Origin of the sequence: Streptomyces sp. NPDC047079, from assembly GCF_040643755.1 — a bacterium.
Lineage (GTDB): Bacteria > Actinomycetota > Actinomycetes > Streptomycetales > Streptomycetaceae > Streptomyces.
On sequence record NZ_JBEYUZ010000020.1, the window covers coordinates 22488 to 39508 of the forward strand.

9 protein-coding genes are annotated in these 17021 nt (G+C 68.1%); 7 read left to right on the forward strand and 2 right to left on the reverse strand.

Translation table 11 applies throughout. The features are described from left to right. Nucleotides 1-333 precede the first annotated feature (333 nt). Nucleotides 334-1950 (reverse strand): serine/threonine-protein kinase, encoded by a 1617-nt coding sequence (locus ABZ823_RS23525; protein WP_361663689.1) that lies wholly within the window; start codon nt 1948-1950, stop codon nt 334-336. A gap of 545 nt (nt 1951-2495) precedes the next feature. Here ABZ823_RS23525 and ABZ823_RS23530 point away from each other — a divergent pair. From ABZ823_RS23530 to fsxC, 4 genes are all read left to right on the forward strand, one after another. After that, nucleotides 2496-2813 (forward strand): CU044_2847 family protein, encoded by a 318-nt coding sequence (locus ABZ823_RS23530; protein WP_361663692.1) that lies wholly within the window; start codon nt 2496-2498, stop codon nt 2811-2813. A 99-nt stretch (nt 2814-2912) separates the two neighbouring features. Beyond that, nucleotides 2913-4805 (forward strand): trypsin-like peptidase domain-containing protein, encoded by a 1893-nt coding sequence (locus ABZ823_RS23535; RefSeq protein WP_361663695.1) that lies wholly within the window; start codon nt 2913-2915, stop codon nt 4803-4805. Further along, the gene (locus tag ABZ823_RS23540) at nt 4798-5823 is read left to right on the forward strand and encodes a MoxR family ATPase (RefSeq protein ID WP_361663698.1); all 1026 of its coding nucleotides are present in this window, start codon (nt 4798-4800) and stop codon (nt 5821-5823) included. Before ABZ823_RS23535 ends, ABZ823_RS23540 begins: the two co-directional genes overlap by 8 nt. After that, nucleotides 5820-10103, forward strand: coding sequence for an FxsC protein (fsxC, locus tag ABZ823_RS23545; RefSeq protein WP_361663701.1), 4284 nt, complete (start codon nt 5820-5822; stop codon nt 10101-10103). Before ABZ823_RS23540 ends, fsxC begins: the two co-directional genes overlap by 4 nt. Before the next feature lie 392 nt (nt 10104-10495). Here fsxC and ABZ823_RS23550 read toward each other — a convergent pair whose 3' ends face one another. Further along, on the reverse strand, nt 10496-10639 hold the full coding sequence (locus ABZ823_RS23550) for a hypothetical protein (protein ID WP_361663704.1): 144 nt from the start codon (nt 10637-10639) through the stop codon (nt 10496-10498). A gap of 408 nt (nt 10640-11047) precedes the next feature. On the opposite strand from ABZ823_RS23550, the gene ABZ823_RS23555 reads away from it, so the two are divergent. The 3 genes from ABZ823_RS23555 (at nt 11048) to ABZ823_RS23565 (ending at nt 16975) form a co-directional block, all read left to right on the forward strand. After that, on the forward strand, nt 11048-12307 hold the full coding sequence (locus ABZ823_RS23555) for a helix-turn-helix transcriptional regulator (RefSeq protein WP_361663707.1): 1260 nt from the start codon (nt 11048-11050) through the stop codon (nt 12305-12307). 94 nt (nt 12308-12401) lie between these two features. Beyond that, nucleotides 12402-13667 carry a hypothetical protein gene (locus tag ABZ823_RS23560; RefSeq protein ID WP_361663710.1) on the forward strand — a complete coding sequence of 422 codons (1266 nt, stop codon included), beginning with the start codon at nt 12402-12404 and terminating at the stop codon, nt 13665-13667. After that, nucleotides 13664-16975, forward strand: coding sequence for a hypothetical protein (locus tag ABZ823_RS23565; RefSeq protein WP_361663713.1), 3312 nt, complete (start codon nt 13664-13666; stop codon nt 16973-16975). Before ABZ823_RS23560 ends, ABZ823_RS23565 begins: the two co-directional genes overlap by 4 nt. Nucleotides 16976-17021: the final 46 nt, after the last annotated feature.

Here is a 17021-nt window from a genome sequence, read left to right on the forward strand (position 1 = left end):
CGTGCTGGGGCCCGCACCACAAACGGCACAGGCGGTGAATAACCGCCTCAAGTACCCCACCCGCACGCGGTCCTCGCGCATCCTACACACGATTCCTTCACTATGCACACACATCCCACAACCTCTCGCACGGCCCCTGGAAGCGACCCGAGCGTGCGGCTGACCGGCGTCCCTTCGCCGCCGGATCTCGAATGCGCAGCGACGAGCCCGGTATGCGGCCTCTCGAGACACGCGGACGTATCCGGCGTACTGGCGCCCGGTGGCTGATGCGGTCCTGTGACATTGCTGCGTCGATCATCTGGTCCCGTCGGCCCGCGCAGGCCGCAGTGGTGCTTACTGATAGACCGCGGCAATGTCCGTGGAGTGGAAACTGCTGGCGCCGGTGGGACGGTAGTCGATGGTCCAGGTGCTGCTGGTGGTATCGGGACCGCCGAAGAGATCGCCGTGGGGGCATGCGAAAGACATGGTTTTGCCGGCGATGGCGATGCCTGACCCCTGATAGGAATCGCAGACCTGTCCGTCGGCGAGCACGATCTTGAAGGGGAAGGGCTGCTGTTCATCCATGCCGCTGGTATCAGGGAGTGCCTCGGTGAGGTTGATCTTGAAGACCTTGCCGATGGCGCCGGAGGTGGGGCATAGCACGGCTGGACTGGGGTCATTGGGCGGGCTGAAGCAGGGGTCCTTCAGTTCGCTGCCGACGATGCACCGGTAGGCGTCAGGGCGGAAGGCCGCCTGGGAGGAGGCGAAGCAGTTGCCGTCAGCGCTCGCGACGACGCGGACGTCATCAGCGGGCTCGCCGAATGTCCAGGGCGTGTAAGTGCTGACCTGGGTGACAGGGCGCAAAGACGGTGTGGGGGCGGACTCGGTTAGCGAACTGGTTGCTGCGTGCGGCTTCTTTGATGGCGAAGTGGGTGCGGTGGAGGCGGCCGCCTGAGCCTGTGCGGTGGAACCGGCGCCGTGGCGGACGGAGGGTGCAGACGGTGTCAGGGCGTGGCCGGCTGCGGGTGACTGATGGGAGAGGGCGTAGGCGGCCAGCGCCGCCGAGAGGACACCTGATACGGCGGCGGCGATAGCGGCCTTGTGCCACCAGCGCATGCCGCGGCCGGCCGACAAGGCAGTGCCTGGATAGGTGTAGGACGCGGTGAGCGTAGCCGGCTCCCGCAGCAGGCGGGGCAGGTCCCTGCTCAAGGGTCGCTGATGTGGATCGGAGCGGAGAGCTGCGCTGACCGCGCGCACAAGGTGAGGCGGAAGTCCGCTCAGATCCGGTGTGGTGTGCTGGATGCGGTAGGCGAGCGCCTCGGCAGGCCCAGTACCGAAGGGGTGACGACCCAGGGCGGCAGAGGCGACCACGAGCCCCCAGGTGTACACATCGGCCGCAGGACCCGCAGTTCCGGTGGCCAACTGCTCGGGCGCCAAGTACCCCGGGGTGCCCAGCCTCCAGCCGGTACGGGTCACCGCGGTGGCGTCGGCCAGCTGCGCAATGCCGAAGTCGATCACTTTCGGACCGTCCGCGCCCAGCAGCACGTTCGACGGCTTCAGGTCGCGGTGGACGATCCCGGCCGCGTGAATCGTCTCCAACGCCCACGCCAAGGCCTCCGCAAGCCGCGCAACATCCTCCACGGGCAGCGGGCCAGCCTCAAGGCGCTCGGCGAGGGAACCTCCGGAAACGTACTCCGTGACCAGGTACGGCATCTCCCCCGCTGTGGGCAGGTGCACCACCTCGACCACGTGGGGGCTGCTGACTGCGGCGAGAGCCCGGGCTTCACGATGAAAACGCTCCCTGAACACCGCGTCGTCCGCGTACTCCGAGCGCATGATCTTCACGGCAGCCTGCCGGCCCGTATCGTCCTCGCCCAGATACACCACGCCCATCCCACCGGCTCCCAGCCGGCCCAACAGCCGGAAACCACCGCAGGTACGCGGATCCTTCTCCCCCAACTCCTGCAACACGCTTCACCCCCACTACACGCCACCCGCACGGCAGCGCTCCCCACGCACATCATGGCCCACACAGCGCACCATTGAGTCACCCGGAGCCCAGTTCTGTGAGCAGGCCGCTGCCCCCCCCTGGATCGGTCACGCTCAGCTGGCTGCACAACAGTTCCCGGGGTTGCGTCCTGTGCAGTGGTGTACGGGCTCCCGCCTGATCCGGGCGTTTGGTCCGGCGTCGGAGTGAGGGTCCGGATATGAGAACGGCCACCGGCTGATCTTTCAAGACGACCAAGTCTTTGAAGGAGATCAGCACGATGACCGCATCGGGCTTGATGCCCTCGCGCGCCGGGTATCGCAGGCGCATGCAGGCATGGGAAGCGGCCGTGTGGGCGGGGCACGGGGCTCACCGAGCGTCTCCAACCGGCCATCAGCATTCTGGCGCCGTGCGGGATCAATCGTGGATACGATGTCCGCCAGCTTCAGTGTCACGCAGTTTCTGAGGGGGGACCTTGGCACAGCAGCCGATCGAACTCGCCATGCCGGATGGGCAGATGGTCTGGGCCATGGTTGAGAGACAGGGGCCGCGGGACACCGGACTCGGTGACCAGGTTGTGCAGCGGATCGAGGGCTTCCAGGAGTCACTACATGCCGTGGCTTCGAACGTGCGTGCCGCGGTGGCGAGCGCCCGGCCGGACGAGGTGGGTGTCGAGTTCGGGCTGGAGCTGGCCGCGGGCAAACACGGAGTTGTCGCCGCGCTGGCAGGCGTCGGCGGCAAGGCCGCGTTCAAGGTGACGTTGAAGTGGACCGCGACGGCACCCGACCCCGTCCAACCATCGCAGCCGGACTCCCATATCGTGCCTGCACCCGCCGCCGGTGCGTGAGATTGTCCCGCTTCGCCATAACCATCTGAGATTCCGACGGTCGCTATGCGCGGATTCGACCCACTCGCCGCACTCCAGGAGCTCCTGGAGAACTGCCGCGTGTTCGTGGAAGGCACAACCGACGGCACGGGATTCTTCGTTGCCCCCGGATTCGTCGTCTCCTGCGCTCACGTCGCCGGCGTTGAGGCTGGGCTGCCCGCACTGGTTCGGTGGAACGGCCAGGACTACGAAGCTGTGGTCGTAGCGGCCTCCGCGGACACCCCAGACCGCACTAGCACGCTGTATGCGTTCCCCGACTTGGCCGTCGTGCAGCTCCTCGATCCACCTGACGGTCATCCCTGCGTGTGGCTCGACATGGCCAGGCCCCTGCAGGGAGGTGAGTTGACGGCGGTGGGCTTCGCGGACACGCTCCAAGCCGCTGCCGCGCCGCGCCGGGTGAGGCTGATATCTGGAGGCCGCACCGCCCAGGCCGCCGGCCATCTGATGGAACTCGTCGACGGGGAGATCAATCCGGGGCTCTCCGGGGGCCCTGTGCTCGATCACACCAGTGCCGGAGTATGTGCGGTCGTCAAGGCAACCCGCCTGGAGGACACCACCATGGGCGGTTTCGGAGTCCCCCTCGACTCGTTGCGGCTGCTCGACCCGGAGGTGTACCGGACCGTCATCAAAAGACACGACCGCTTCCACCAGTCGGACCTACGATGGCGCATGCTGTCCGATCGGGTGGAACAGGTCCCCGTCGGCCAGGTATCCGAGACGGCCTTTGATCGACACTTCCTGGGCCTGCTGGCCGCGCTGCCCGGCTCCCATGACGCCGATCGATCACATTCCGCCGCGTTTCTAGCTGTTGCCGCGCCTGGGACGCCTCTGCCGGAGCGACCGTTGCTCACCCATCGCGACGTCTACGTGGAGTTGACCGCGCTTCTGCCGCCGCCGGACGGCGAACTCCCTTATGAGCTCGCCTTCTGCGCCGACCTCGCCCGTGAGCTGGCGATGGCGCCGTCCGATGCGTCGGACGGGGTGACCGCATTGCGGGACCAAGTACTGATCGCCGCTGGCCGGCTCAGGCTGGGCGACGCGGTACGGGCCCGGCTGGCGGGCAACGGAGTGCCAGCCCGGCGGCCCTCGGTGATCGGCAGGGTCCGGCATTCACTCCGGGACCGCAGTCTCTACCACGTCATGGTCTGGCGGTTCCGGTCTCCGCACGACATCGTCCCGGGCGCCTCGGAATCCTCTGCCCTCCCTCTGCGGGAGGCCCTCGTGCTGCTATCCGACTTGCTGGCTCAGCAGATCGATCTGATGGCTGACAACCCGCAGCGCAGGGGGCTGATAGAACTAATCCTTCCGCGCGAGGTCCTCGACGAGGACTTCGCCGGCTGGAAGCTGTGGCCGGAGGTGGGGTACTGGTCGCTGGGACGCAAGTGTGACCTGGTGGTGCGGCCGCTGGAACGCCACGAGGCTCCGCACCTCCACAAGGCCTGGGAAGAGCGCTGGCGTCATCTGGAGGGAAAGCGGGTGGGTGAGGCGCTGGTCTGTGTCTGCGGGCGCGACCGTCAGCGCCAGGCGGCACTCGACGCTATGTTCAACAACGACCCGACGCTGGCCGCGCTGGCGCTGGCCGGGACGCCGCGTCAACGACCGGTCGCTGAGGCGTACATGGTCGCGCTCACGTCCGGAGTTCCGATGATGTTGTGGCGACGCGGGTCTGTGCCCGGCCCGCCGACCTGCGGAAGTCCCTGCGGAATCCCGGGCCGGGACGCCTGCCCCGATGCGGGGTTCCTCACCCGGGCGCGTGAGTTCCTCTCCGACACGCTGCGGGACGACGTGCCCGACAGGGTCTGCGTACTGCGCAACGATGCGGAGATCGAAGCGGAAGACGACGGTCACATCGGCGAGCACCTCGTGCTGCTGTGGGACGACCCCAGCCGGCGGATTCCTCGCACTCCCCTAGTCCCGGCATCCCCGGTCGAGGAAGGACAGCCCGTTGAGTGAGTGGAGGATCTATCAGGGCGTCGGCGAGCCGCACGATGGCATCGACCGCCTGCCCGCTCCGCCGCCGTGGCGTGATTTCGGCAACGACGGGGACGAAGTGACTCCCTTCGACCGGGAGGTACCCGCACAGGGTCGGCGCAGACTGCCGCGGGCCGCGGCCTACCAGGCCGATACAAGCATCATCGAAGCGGTGAACACTGCCCTTTATCTGCGCAGGCCGCTGCTGGTCACCGGAGACCCCGGCGTCGGCAAGTCGACGCTCGCGGACGCGGTGGCGAGCGAGTTGAAACTGGGCACGGTGCTGCGCTGGCCCGTGAACAGCAAGACCACACTGCGCGACGGGCTGTACCGGTACGACTCGCTGGGCCGCCTGGAGGAGGCCGGCGTGAACAGGCGCCAGACACGGCCGGGCGCGCAGCCGCAGCCTACAGGGCCCGGCCGGTACGTCAGCCTCGGCCCGCTGGGCACCGCTCTGGCCCCCTACCGGCTGCCGCGCGTGCTCCTGATCGACGAGATCGACAAGAGCGACATCGACCTCCCGAACGATCTTCTCGACGTCTTCGAGGAGGGCGGATTCGAGATCCCGGAGCTGGCGCGAGCAGCGGACACGCACGAGACGATCACGATCCGGCCAGCCGACGGCGGCGAGCACGTCACGGTGCGTCGCGGCATGGTGCGCTGCCGTGCCTTCCCGTTCGTCGTCCTGACCAGCAACGGGGAACGAGAGTTTCCTCCTGCGTTCCTGAGGCGGTGCGTCCGCCTCCAACTGCCGGCAGTCACCGAAAACGAGACGCGACTGCGAGCCATTGTGAGCGCCCACCTTCCAGGCGCCGACGACCGGGCAGACGAGATCATCCAGTTGTTCATGGAGCGTGCGGCGACCGGTGAACTCGCCACCGACCAGCTGCTCAACGCGGTGTACCTGATGAGCCGGACCGTCCGCGAGGGCGCACCCGATCAAGATGGGATTGCCAGGCTGGTGCTTCAGCATCTGAACCTGACGGCTCCCGTCGAGTGACGAACGACAGCGGCGGCATCGCACGGCTCGGCGCGCTGCTCGGCGCCCTCGACTCACACGGGCTACCGACCGGACCACGGGAGGTCGCCGAGCTGCTGTGGCTGGCCGCGAACCTGCCTACCGGTGCCCTCGTCCGGGCGCAGACATCGTCCGACGCAGGCGCTGTGAGTGAGACGCTGCCGTCGCCCGCGGTTCGAGGGGAGACTGCCGCCGACGCTTCGGAGGCAGCCGCCAATCAGGGGGAGACGGGGCCGGACGGCCGCTTGTATCTGCCGGACACCGAGGTCCCCGGCCAGGAGCGCACCCGCTTCCATCCCGCCTCCCTCATCCGCGTCGTCGGCGCGCCCGCGCTGCCGCGCCGGCGCGCCCTGGCCAGGTCGCTGCGTCCGCTCAAGCGCCGGGTGCCCTCGACGACGCATCTGGTCCTGGACGAGGACGCCACCGCCGACCGAATCGCCGACGAGGCGCTGTGGATGCCCGTTCTCGTCCCCGCCCAGGACCGATGGCTCGACCTCGCGCTCGTCATCGACGTCCACGGGGACGGCGCCGCCCTGTGGCAGCCATTGGGCCGCGAACTACTTGGCGTGCTGCAGGAGCTGGGGGCTTTCCACAGCATTCGGACATACTGGCTGCGTCGGCGCCCTGACGGCACGCCCGGGCTGGCCGCGAGCCCACGCCAGGCACCGCGATCGGCCGCGACCGCGAGCGATCCCACCGGACGCACGGTCACGTTGCTTCTCACCGACGGAGTCGACCCGGGCTGGGGCACCGCACCCCTGCGCGGCATGCTGCGGCAATGGGCTCGCAGCGGGCCCGCCGCAGTCCTGCAGACGCTTCCTGAACATCTATGGGCGCAAACAGCACTGGCACCGGAACCCGGCCGCTTCCGAAGCGCCGAGCCAGGCGGCTCGCCCACGCGGCTGCACTTCACCCCCTACACCCTCGGCTCGCGCGCGCCGCAACCGGGCGAGGTACCCCTACCAGTACTGGCCATTTCTCCGGAATGGCTGGCGCCCTGGGCCAAGTCCGTCGCTGGCGTGGGCGAGTTCGACGGCGCGGCAGTACGCCTGTCCGCGGGCGAGACAGCAGCGGTCCACGACCTCACACCGTCACCTGCCGGGCAGCCGATCAGCTTCGAGGAATTCCTCGCGCAGGCGCAGCTGCGAGTCTTCCGCCTCGCGGCCTACCTGTCCGCTGCCCCCCTCAACATCGCCGTCATGCGACTGGTGCAGTCGGCGATGCTCCCCAACAGCCCACCCTCAGACCTCGCCGAGATCCTCTTCAGCGGGCTCCTGCGCCGACTTCCCACAAGCAGCACGGACCGCGATCCGCTTCAACAGGCCTACGAATTCGTGCCCGGCGTCCGCGAGCGTCTCCTGAGCACCCTGCGGCGCGACGAAGCCGCCCAGGTCATCGCCAGCGTCTCCGCCTACGTCGAGCGCCACATGCCGGCTGGCGCGACACGCTTCACCGCAGCGGTCGCCGACCCGAATGGCCCCCTCCTCCTCCCGGCCGGAGCCCAGCACTGGGCCGAAGTACAGAACCTGGTACGCCGTCGCCGTCGACGCAGGACCACGGCGCACAGCACGGAGATTCTGGATCTCTCCGTCGTGCCCGCCTTCGAAAGGAAACTGGGACCGGCAGCGCACCGCACGCCCGAACCCCAGGCCGAGCAGCTACCCTCGACCCCTGCCGATAGCCACCCGGCCAGGCCAGGCCGGAGCGCCCCCAGACGCTTCCTGATCACCATCGGCGTCTCACGGTTCCCGAACAGCTTGCCGGAGCTTCCCCAAGTCCCCGAGGACATCGCCCGGGTACGGGAGGCGTTCGAGACACTCGGGTACACACCTGTCCTGCCCGAGCTGGCGGACAACCCGTCGACAGCCACCGTGCTGCGAAACATCGAAGACTGGGCCCGTAGCAAGCGCGTCCGCCCCTCCGATGTGGTGGTCGTCTACTTCGCAAGCCACACAACGATCAGGCCCGACGGCACACCGCAGCTCATAGCCTTCGACAGCAAGCCATCCACCGGGCAGCCGAGCGGCATCACCATTCCGCGACTACACCAGGCCTTCTCCGGTCGACTGAGTAGCCTCATGCTCATCCTCGACACCGGCTTCCCACCCGCTACCAGGAAGCCGGCGGACTCGCAAGATCCCCCCCTCTGGGTACTGGCCTGCCATCTGGGCATCAGAGATCGCCTCAACAGCGCCTTCGCCCACGCGCTGACCGCCGAGCTGTCGAGACCGAACCGTGGTTCAGCCGCACTTGCGGACCTCGAGGGCCTGGCCACCCGCATCAAGAAGCGGATATCTCCGGAATGGACGACGAGCGCCCGCGCCCTTGACTATTGGGGACCAGGCGCCCCCTCCGCCTTCCACCGCTTCTTCCCTGACTCGGGGCGGCCGCGCACTGTAGGTATCTCACCTCTGCCAGCGAACGTAGCCCCATGGGCCGGGCAGTCGAATGTTCTCGAGGCCATCATGGACTGGCTGCTGTACCAGCCGGGCGACGACAGGCCCAGGATCGTGACCGGACCGCAAGGATCCGGCAAGACGACGGTTCTCCGGTTCCTCGAGCGCCAAATCGCCCAGCGCAGCATCCCAGATCCCGACACCATTCATCGCGAAGACCACGCGAGAGTAAGGGTCGTTCTGCTGAGCTCGATTCCCGACGCTGCAGACGCCGTATCACGGGACCTAGTCCTCCAACTCGGATACGAACGGCGCTCCAAGAACTGGATAAGTCAAGTCGCCAGCACCCCGGGCACGGTGCTCGTACTACTTGACCGGCTCCACGAGGCCTTCCCGAGTCAGCGCCGGAGCATCGTAGACCAAGTAGTTCGCCCCTTGCAGCAGCTGCCCAGCGTACGGTTCGTCATCGCTGATGAATCGACGCAAATCGCAAACGAACTGGGCACCGACGTGGAAGTTCTGCGCCTACCGGACTCGTGGCTGCAAGGCGCGACGGGCACAACGGAAGATGTTCGGCGCAAGCCACAAAAATCCACCCTCCGCCCGTCTGTGAGCCTTGGTGCCGGCCCCGAACCGTACTTCTTTCTCAGCTATGCGCGGAGGGGCAATTCCGACGAGTTCGTCAACCGGTTCTACGACGACCTCGTGCAGGAGCTCCGGCGTTTTGGCGCCGACCCGGCCGCGCAGCCGCCGTTCCGGGACGTCGAAGGGCTCGGTCTGGGCTCGGACTGGGCGCGGGTGCTGGGGGACGCGGTCGGGCGCTGCCGCGCCTTCGTCGCGCTGTACTCCCCGGCGTATCTGAACAGCGAGTACTGCGGCAGGGAGTGGACCGCCTTCCGGGAGCGGCTGCGGGAGTACCGCCAGGCGACCGACATCGACGCACCCGCGCTGGTTCCGGTGCTGTGGGCACCAATGGAAGGGGAGCTCCCGGACGAAATCACCCGCTTCCAATACAACGATGCAGGCATGGGCGAGGAGTACAGCACCCACGGTCTGATGCACCTCCTGCGCACCGACCCGACGGGCCCGGCGTACCGAAGGGTCGTCGAGAAAGTCGCCGAGCGGGTGCGGTTCGCCGCCGACCGGTTCCGGCTGCCGTTCACGCCCGGCCTCGACCTCGGCGAGGTGCGCAGCCTGTTCCCAGTGACTGAGCACCAGCGGCCCGCCGCACTAAGCGCTCCACATGTCCAGGTCTTCGTGGCCGCGGGGATCGTGAACGCGCTCCCGGAAGGGCGGCACCGGCCGGAGTACTACGGACGCTCTCCGTGGGAGTGGACGCCATACCACCCGCCCAAGCACCCCACGATCACCCACCGGGCGCAGAGAATGATCGTGGACGAGGGCTTCACCTGCAACATCGAAGTCGTCGACGACCGGCTGAGCAGCCGCCTCCACGAAGCGACGGCCAACAACCAGATAAGCATCCTACTTGTCGATCCATGGGCCGTACGCACCCCGGCCTATCGCGACGTACTCGCGGAGTTCGACAACCAGCACCACCCGACGACCGGGCTACTGGTGCCCTGCCACGACGGAGATGAGGAGTCAGGCAGTGAGGAGATCTGGGAGGACCTCAGCCGGGTACTCAGGCGCAACTGGCATCGGCGCAACGACCCCCACGACCCACTGTTCCGGGTGCGGGTCGCCGAGGCCGAATTCGACAGTCAGCTCGCCGTGATGTTGACGGTGGCGCAGAACCGGCTGATAGAGATGGAGAACACCACCGCCTACCGGCACCCCAAGGGCCCGCCCCGCCTAAGCAGCTCACCGAAGAGCCGAATCAATGACGATTCTTCACCCGCGTAGCCCAGCCAGACCGCAAGAGCGTCTGTCCAAGGCCCCACACGCCTCTTCCGCGGCGTCAGCCTCACCGGCTGCGGCGTTCGTGAACTCATCTTGCCTACCGGGCCGCTGAACTGGTCTGCCCAGGTGCGATCAGACCACCCATGATGAGCTGACGTTCGGCGTGAGAATGGCATGACCTTTCGTCGCTCACGTCAGCAACGGGTGGGCACAACCCGTCAGCGCGCGCCATCCCGCGCTCTGTCGCGGCCGTGCAGCATGGGCCCTGGAGGACCTCGGATCGCCGCCGAGGCGGCCGGCAGCACACGCCCGCGGCTCTGGAGAAACAGCACCAGCACCAGGTAGTCGCTGCGCTGTATCTGCGCACCCCCACTGGCGGGTCAGATCGTGCCGTCCTAGGTGGCCGGCCAGCCGAACGGGTCCGTGTGCTCGATGTCGTCCGTCCAGTAGCCGTACCGATCGCCGAGCACCGACAGCAGTGCCTGAGAGTCGAAGGGGCTGGAGCGGATGGCGAGGCCGAGGCCGCGCGCAGTACTCACCGCAGCCACGGACAGGTGTGAGCGCAGGGCAGATGTCCGCCGAAGCCCGGCACCTGCGCACGCACGCCAGACGCCCGCCCCAACTCGACCTGTCCGTGCCCGCCGACGCCCTCGTTCCTTGAGCTGTGCGTACCCAGACACCCGCCCCGCGCACCAGGGAAACGGCAGCCTGGTGCATGGCCCGGCGCAGACCTGCGGCTGCCCGCGCGGGCAGAGACTGCACTCACATGCCTGCGGCCGAGATCCATCCCACCGGCGGATACGACCGATGTCGTCACACCAGGTCGTCGGCCACACAGAGCACCTCCCGAAACGGGTAAAAACTAATGAAATTTAGATATGGGATCTTATGGATAATATTTGGTGCGTCATCTTGCGACAAAGTCTTCGTCACGCTTTGCTGGAGGCATGCCTCCACGGTCCTTCTCCCCCCAAGCGCTGGCCTACTGGCGCTCAATGAGGGGGTTGAGGATGGATGAGCTGGCGCAAGCCGTCGGTGTCACCGAGAGGGCTGTCCAGCATTGGGAAGCGGGTACGCACGTCCCTGCGGGCCGGGCTTTCGGAAAGCTTCTGCGGGCGCTGGGGTGCGACGCCCAGGATCTGTTCGCGGGCGAGCGGGGACGGGAGACCCTCGGGGACCTCCGGCGTGACGCCGGGCTGAGCGCGGCCGAGGCGTGCCGGGCGATCGCCCGGAAGCAAGGGGGTGCCGCGTTTCGCCCCGAACGGCGCAAGCTCAGGGAGTTGGAGCGGGGGCAGGCCGTCCGGAACCGGATGTGGGGTACGCCTGAGGGCGCAGGACGGCTTGTTCGTCTTCTGGCCCAGGTCTATGGCGTGCCCGAGCGGGTGGTCATGGACGCCTGGCGCCGCACGCGCCCCGCCGATGTCGTGCCGGTGCTGCCGCAACAGGTCGCCAAGAAGGAGTCTTCCGCTGCACAGCAGCAGGTGTGGGACGCCCTCAACGGCCGGCAGCGCACCTATCTGACGTGCATCTTTCAGCAGGATCAGGAGGCTGAGGAGGATCAACGGCAGCGTCGGCGCCTGGGCGGGACGGGGCGCAGGGCGGTCGAGTGGCGGCGGATGGACCTGGCCTTGTACGCCCCACCGGAGTTGGTCGGGCACACGCGGATACAGAGCCGGCTGCGCCAGGCGGGTGTCCACGATCCGGGGGCCGGTTCCTCGGTCGCTGCTCTGGAGCGGCGGGGCCTGGTGGTGACCTATCGGGACCGCGTCCACGTCCAGGGGCTGGGCGAGGTGAGGCGGACGCGGGTGGAACTGACGCGCCGTGGGCGGGCCGTTGCCCGCCAGGCGCTCGGGGTCGGCCGGGAGAAGGGGCCGCCGTCGCCTTTGATGTCGCGGTGGCTGTGGCGCATTCTCGTGCGCGTTGCTCTCGCGGGAAGTGAGGGCGTGGACGGCTCTCTTGCCGGCCGTGGACCGCATTTTCTGGCCGTCGGGAGGAGCCCGGGCGGGAAGTCTCCGTCGCGCGGTTTCATCGAACTGCGGCATCCGGACGGGGCCGAGCACGGTCCGTACCGGTGGTTCGTGACCGAGTCCGGCCTTCGCCATATCCTCGATCACCGCGACTCCTATCGTGAGTTGTACCCGGACGTCGATGCCGGGCGGATCGCCCCGTCCCGCCAGGAGACGTGGGGCAGACCTCAACGGGCCTAGCTGGCACCGCTGATGGCGGCGCGGTTGCGCCCCCCTGGGTGCCAAATTGCGCTTTGCACATGATTGGTCCGGTAGTTGTCTTAGAGTGTCGAAGGTGACCGAGGAGCATGACGCCGAGGGACGCGGCGTGCGGGAACGTCTGGTGGGGCCCGGGCTGGATGCAACACAGGCGTTCGCCGTTTGTGGGGATGCGCTGACGAACACGAATCTGGACGGCGCTGAGCGGCTGGTGCAGATCATGGAGGCGCAGGGGCTGCTCATGGCCGCCGCCGGGCCCGGGCATCCGGTGCGTTTCGAGGATCTGCTGGACCGGCTCGGCGGGGAGATGGCCGGCAGCCTGGAGGGGCTGATGCCTGGCTGGGCGTCGCCGCCCGGGCTGGATGCGTTGCGGTTTCTCGACAAGGACGGCTTCACCACGGAGGATGCCTTCGACTACCGGTACGAGGTGGTCCAGGTCATCCGGGCGGCCAGGAAAGTGGGCCGTCTGCGCGGCCGGGTGACGCTCTCCGACCTTCAGGGTGAGTACAAACAGGAGACCGTGTACGCCAGCCTCAAGGGCAACTACTACCGCGTGCACCGCGAGAACCTGGTCAGGAATCCGGCGGTGACGGTCGAGGAGCTGCGCAAACTGCGGCTACCTCCCCCGGCGCTGGACTTCTTCGAGGACATCCCGACGTACATGACCCACCAGGGGTACTGGTTCCGCTGTCCCGCCTGCGCCTGGCCGATGAAGATCACGGTGGAAGGGCAGGGCGCTACGGCCCGGGGCAGTGTGCAGTGCCTGTATCCCTGGCATGCGGAGACCGGGGCGTCCTACATCTTCACGCCGGTGCGCGGGCAGATCCCCGTGCTCGACCAGGCCGTCGAGGTGCGGACGCCGTCTGCGCGCCATCTGGCCCTGTACACCGGCGCCGTGCCGGGTGTTCCGCAGGCCCTTCCGGCCGCGGGCTACAAGGCGCTGGCGCGGGACGTGTGGCGGTACACCACCATCCCCGGGCTGCCCGAGGTCCGCCTGTACGAGGTCCTGGCCGAGCGCCTGGCAGACAGCGGCGTCCAGGTGAAGCTGTGGCCCGACAACGACGCCTACGACCTTCTCGTCGCGCGCGGGGAAGGACGCGGGCAACTGGTGCTGTTCACCGTGGACTTCAAGGACTACCGCTGGTCCAACCAGCTGGTGGGCAAGCTGCGTGCGGACGGCGGGGACAAGGGCCAAGCCGGCTGGATCGTCGTCCCCGACCACCGGGCGAGCCAGATCCCGCAGCTGACCGAGGAGTGCCGGCGGCACGGCATGCAGGCCGCGACCGCGACAGACTTCCTGGAACGGGTGGTGCGCACGGTGCGGGAGGGCGGTGCCCGGTGAGCGACCAACTGACGGCGGAGGAAGCCGGCATGCTGGGGGCGCTCGCCCTGGCCGGCCACTTCTTCCCCCGGGCCGGAGACGACGGCAGGATCACGGCCGCCTTCACGGACGCCGCGTACTTCGCACACCGCAAACCCCAGGCCTGGGACGCCTGGAGCGCGTGCACCCCCTATGAGAAACGGGTCACGGCCCAGGTCATGCGGCTGCTGCCGTCCGACCTCGCCGCCCCGGAGAAGTTCAAGGCTGCCGCGCTGGCGCATCTCGGCGCCATGGACCTGGACCAGGAAGGCGCCGACCGGTCCGGAGGATCCTTCCTCATTCCGGGTAAGGACCCGTTCGAGGCCGAGGGTGTCATCCCCCGCGTCGGCGGCGACCTGCTGGAGTACGCGGCCTCTGTCACACGGCGGTTCTTCACCTTCGGCAAGCGCCCCCGGGCCCTGCCCTTCGCGGGGCCCGGCACCTACCGCACGCGCACGGCCTACCTCGGCAAGGAGCACGGCACCACCAACCGCGAGATCGAGTTCGCGCGGACCCCCTCCTTCACCCAGGCCGCGGGACACGAGGCGCTGCCCCAGCTGTCCACCCGCCCGCACCGCGACACACTCACCGTCCCGGTGGCGGAGCTGAAGGAGGTCACCAAGCTCCTCAGGGGACGCGGCAAAGAGTTCCGCTACCTGCACAGGGTCCTCAAGAAGTTCCTCGCCGCGCTCAAGAGCCACGACGACGGGCCGGTCCTCGAGCTGAAGACCGTCTCCGGACTGCTGCAGATCATCAACGCCCCCACCGGCAGCGGCAAGACCGTACTGGTACGGGCGATGGCCTCGTGGGCCGCCATGAAGGACATCAAGATCGCCCTGGGAGTGACCGACGCCAAGTCCACCCTGGCGATGGCCTGGGACATCAACGGCGATCTCACCTATCTGCACGAGCACGGGCACCTCGACGAACACACCTCCTGTGTCCCTCTCATGTCCCCCTACAGCCGGCACCAGCGGGCTCTCGACTACGCCTCCTACGCAACGTCCGCACTGATCACCGAGTGGACGCCGAAGGAGCGGGCCGACATCAGCCACCTCGCCTACGGGTGCGGACAGCGCCCGCTGATGGAACCCTCCAGCCTCTACCGTCCCGGGGAGGAGAACTGCCTGGGCCTGACCCGGCCCGGGGAAGAGGAGAAGGCCTACGCCTGCCCGTTCATCCCCGTGTGCGGGAAGTTCTCCCCCCTCTACGAGGCGGCGAGCGCCTCGGTCATCGTCACCAACCACGCCAATCTCATCTCCGGCTCGCTGCGGATCGGCGCGGTCCTGGACGGCGCCGAGTGGCGGGGCGAGGCCCGCGGCACGCGTGGCCTGTCGGTGCTGGAGATGGTCCTGCGTAGCTGCGACCTCGTCGTCATCGACGAGGTCGACGCGTTCCAGAAGACCGCGATCAGCCGCTGCACCAGCGAGCTCAACCTCGCCTCCCGCAAACGCGAAAGCGACCTGCGCGATCTGGACCGTGACGCCAGGCGGCTGCCGGCTTCCTACGAGCACAGTCTGCTCAATCCGGTCGCCCAGGCCCGCCTAATGTCGGAGTTCCTGCTCCTGTCGCTCGGCACCCGGCTGCGGATGAATCCGCGCAACGTCCGTGACAACCCGGCCGGCGGGGGCGGCAACGACGGCTGGCGGCTGGCCCGTTCACGCGATCGTGAACTCCTGCACGTCCTCTTCCCCGGCGAGATCGGCGACGAGGAGATCAGCAGGGAGATGTTCCATCTCCTGGACACACTCATGCCCGGCCGGTGGCGCGAGGACCCGCCGTCCAGCGCTGCCGAGACCACGCTGCCGGACGGGGCCGACTGGGAGGCCGTCCAAGAGGCCCTCACCGCGCTGGCCGCGCCGCGGGGGGAGGACTACCTGCAGCTCGTCCAGCAGGAGCTGAACAACCTGCTGCGGGATGCCGTGCCCGACAGCGACCAGCGGGCCGCCGCCGTTAACCTTCTGGTCACCCGCACCGTGCTGAAGGAGATCGACGACGCTCTCAGCCGCACCCGGCGCACCGCGCAGGGGCTGCGGCACCTGGATCTGGGGTCGGTACGCCGCATCCTCGAAAGCATCAAGGACTCCCCCGTGGTCGGCCTGTATCCGCTGGCCGTGCTCGGGCACACCCTGAACGGATACCAGGTCCGCGGTCTGGAGAACCGGGAGACCGAGGCGGAACTCCTGGTGCGCACCGTCGCGGGTGACCCGCACACCTTCACCGCCCAGCTCGGCGGTCTCACCGCCCTGATGACGGCCGGGGTCGAACGGCCTGTGCTGGGCCTGTCGGCCACCGCGTACTTCCCGCAGGCCGTCGAGGAACACCTGCACGCCCCTGTCAAGTGGTGGATCCCCGACACGCGGCCCAAGTCGATCGTCACCGAACCCTGCCCGGTCCGCTACACCGGGGGAAGCCGCGACGGTGAGGCGATCAGCGTGGGCGGCATCCACAGCGATGCCAAACCGCAGACTCTGCGCGTCCTGGGCAAGAACCTCTACCAGCAGGTCCTCGCCGACCGGCTCGCTTTCCTTGAGGAGACGGAGCACACCCGCGCCCGGTGCATCCTCGCCGTCAACTCCTACCAGCAGGCGGCCTACCTGGCTTCCGGGCTGGCCCAGGCCGAGGGACTGCGGCACCGGGTGTGCGTGGTGGTCCGCGGCCGCCGGCCCGAGGACTACGAGCAGCACATTCCCTCCTTCGTCCGCAAGATGGTGCGCGAGGAACTGGAGAGGTTCCCCGACCACGGAGAGATCCTGATCGTCCCCCTGGCGATCATCGCGCGCGGTCTGAACATCCTCGTCGAAAGCCGTTCCGCCGTCCGTGACATCTACCTGTGCACCCGGCCGGTCCTCAGCATCGAGGACATCGAGTGGATGCACGGCAGCGTCAACGCGGCCGGCATCAACGCCCTGCCTGAGGGCGGCAGCAGCACCCCCGTCACCGCCCTGCGCCAGGCGGAAGCCGCCTCCCGGCAGCAGATCACCCGCATCCTGCGCTCGCCCAGCCGTTTCACGAACATGGCGCACGAACTGCAGGAGGAGCTGGTCGCCGGGATGCTCATCGACCTGGTCCAGCTCGCGGGCCGGGCCCGTCGCGGCGACACCGACATGAACCTGTACATCGTCGACCACGCCCTGCACCGCACCGAGTTCAGCGCGGACCTGGCGACGATCATCCGCCGTATTCACGGCAACTGGACGCCTCAGCAGCGGGCGTTCATGAACGAGCTGTACGGCGAGGCGTTGTCCTCCTTCCTGTCCTATGCGGGAATCAACCCCGCCCAGACGTGACCGGCCTCTCCCTGGCGCGGCGTGCCCAGGAGGGAAACAGAAATGA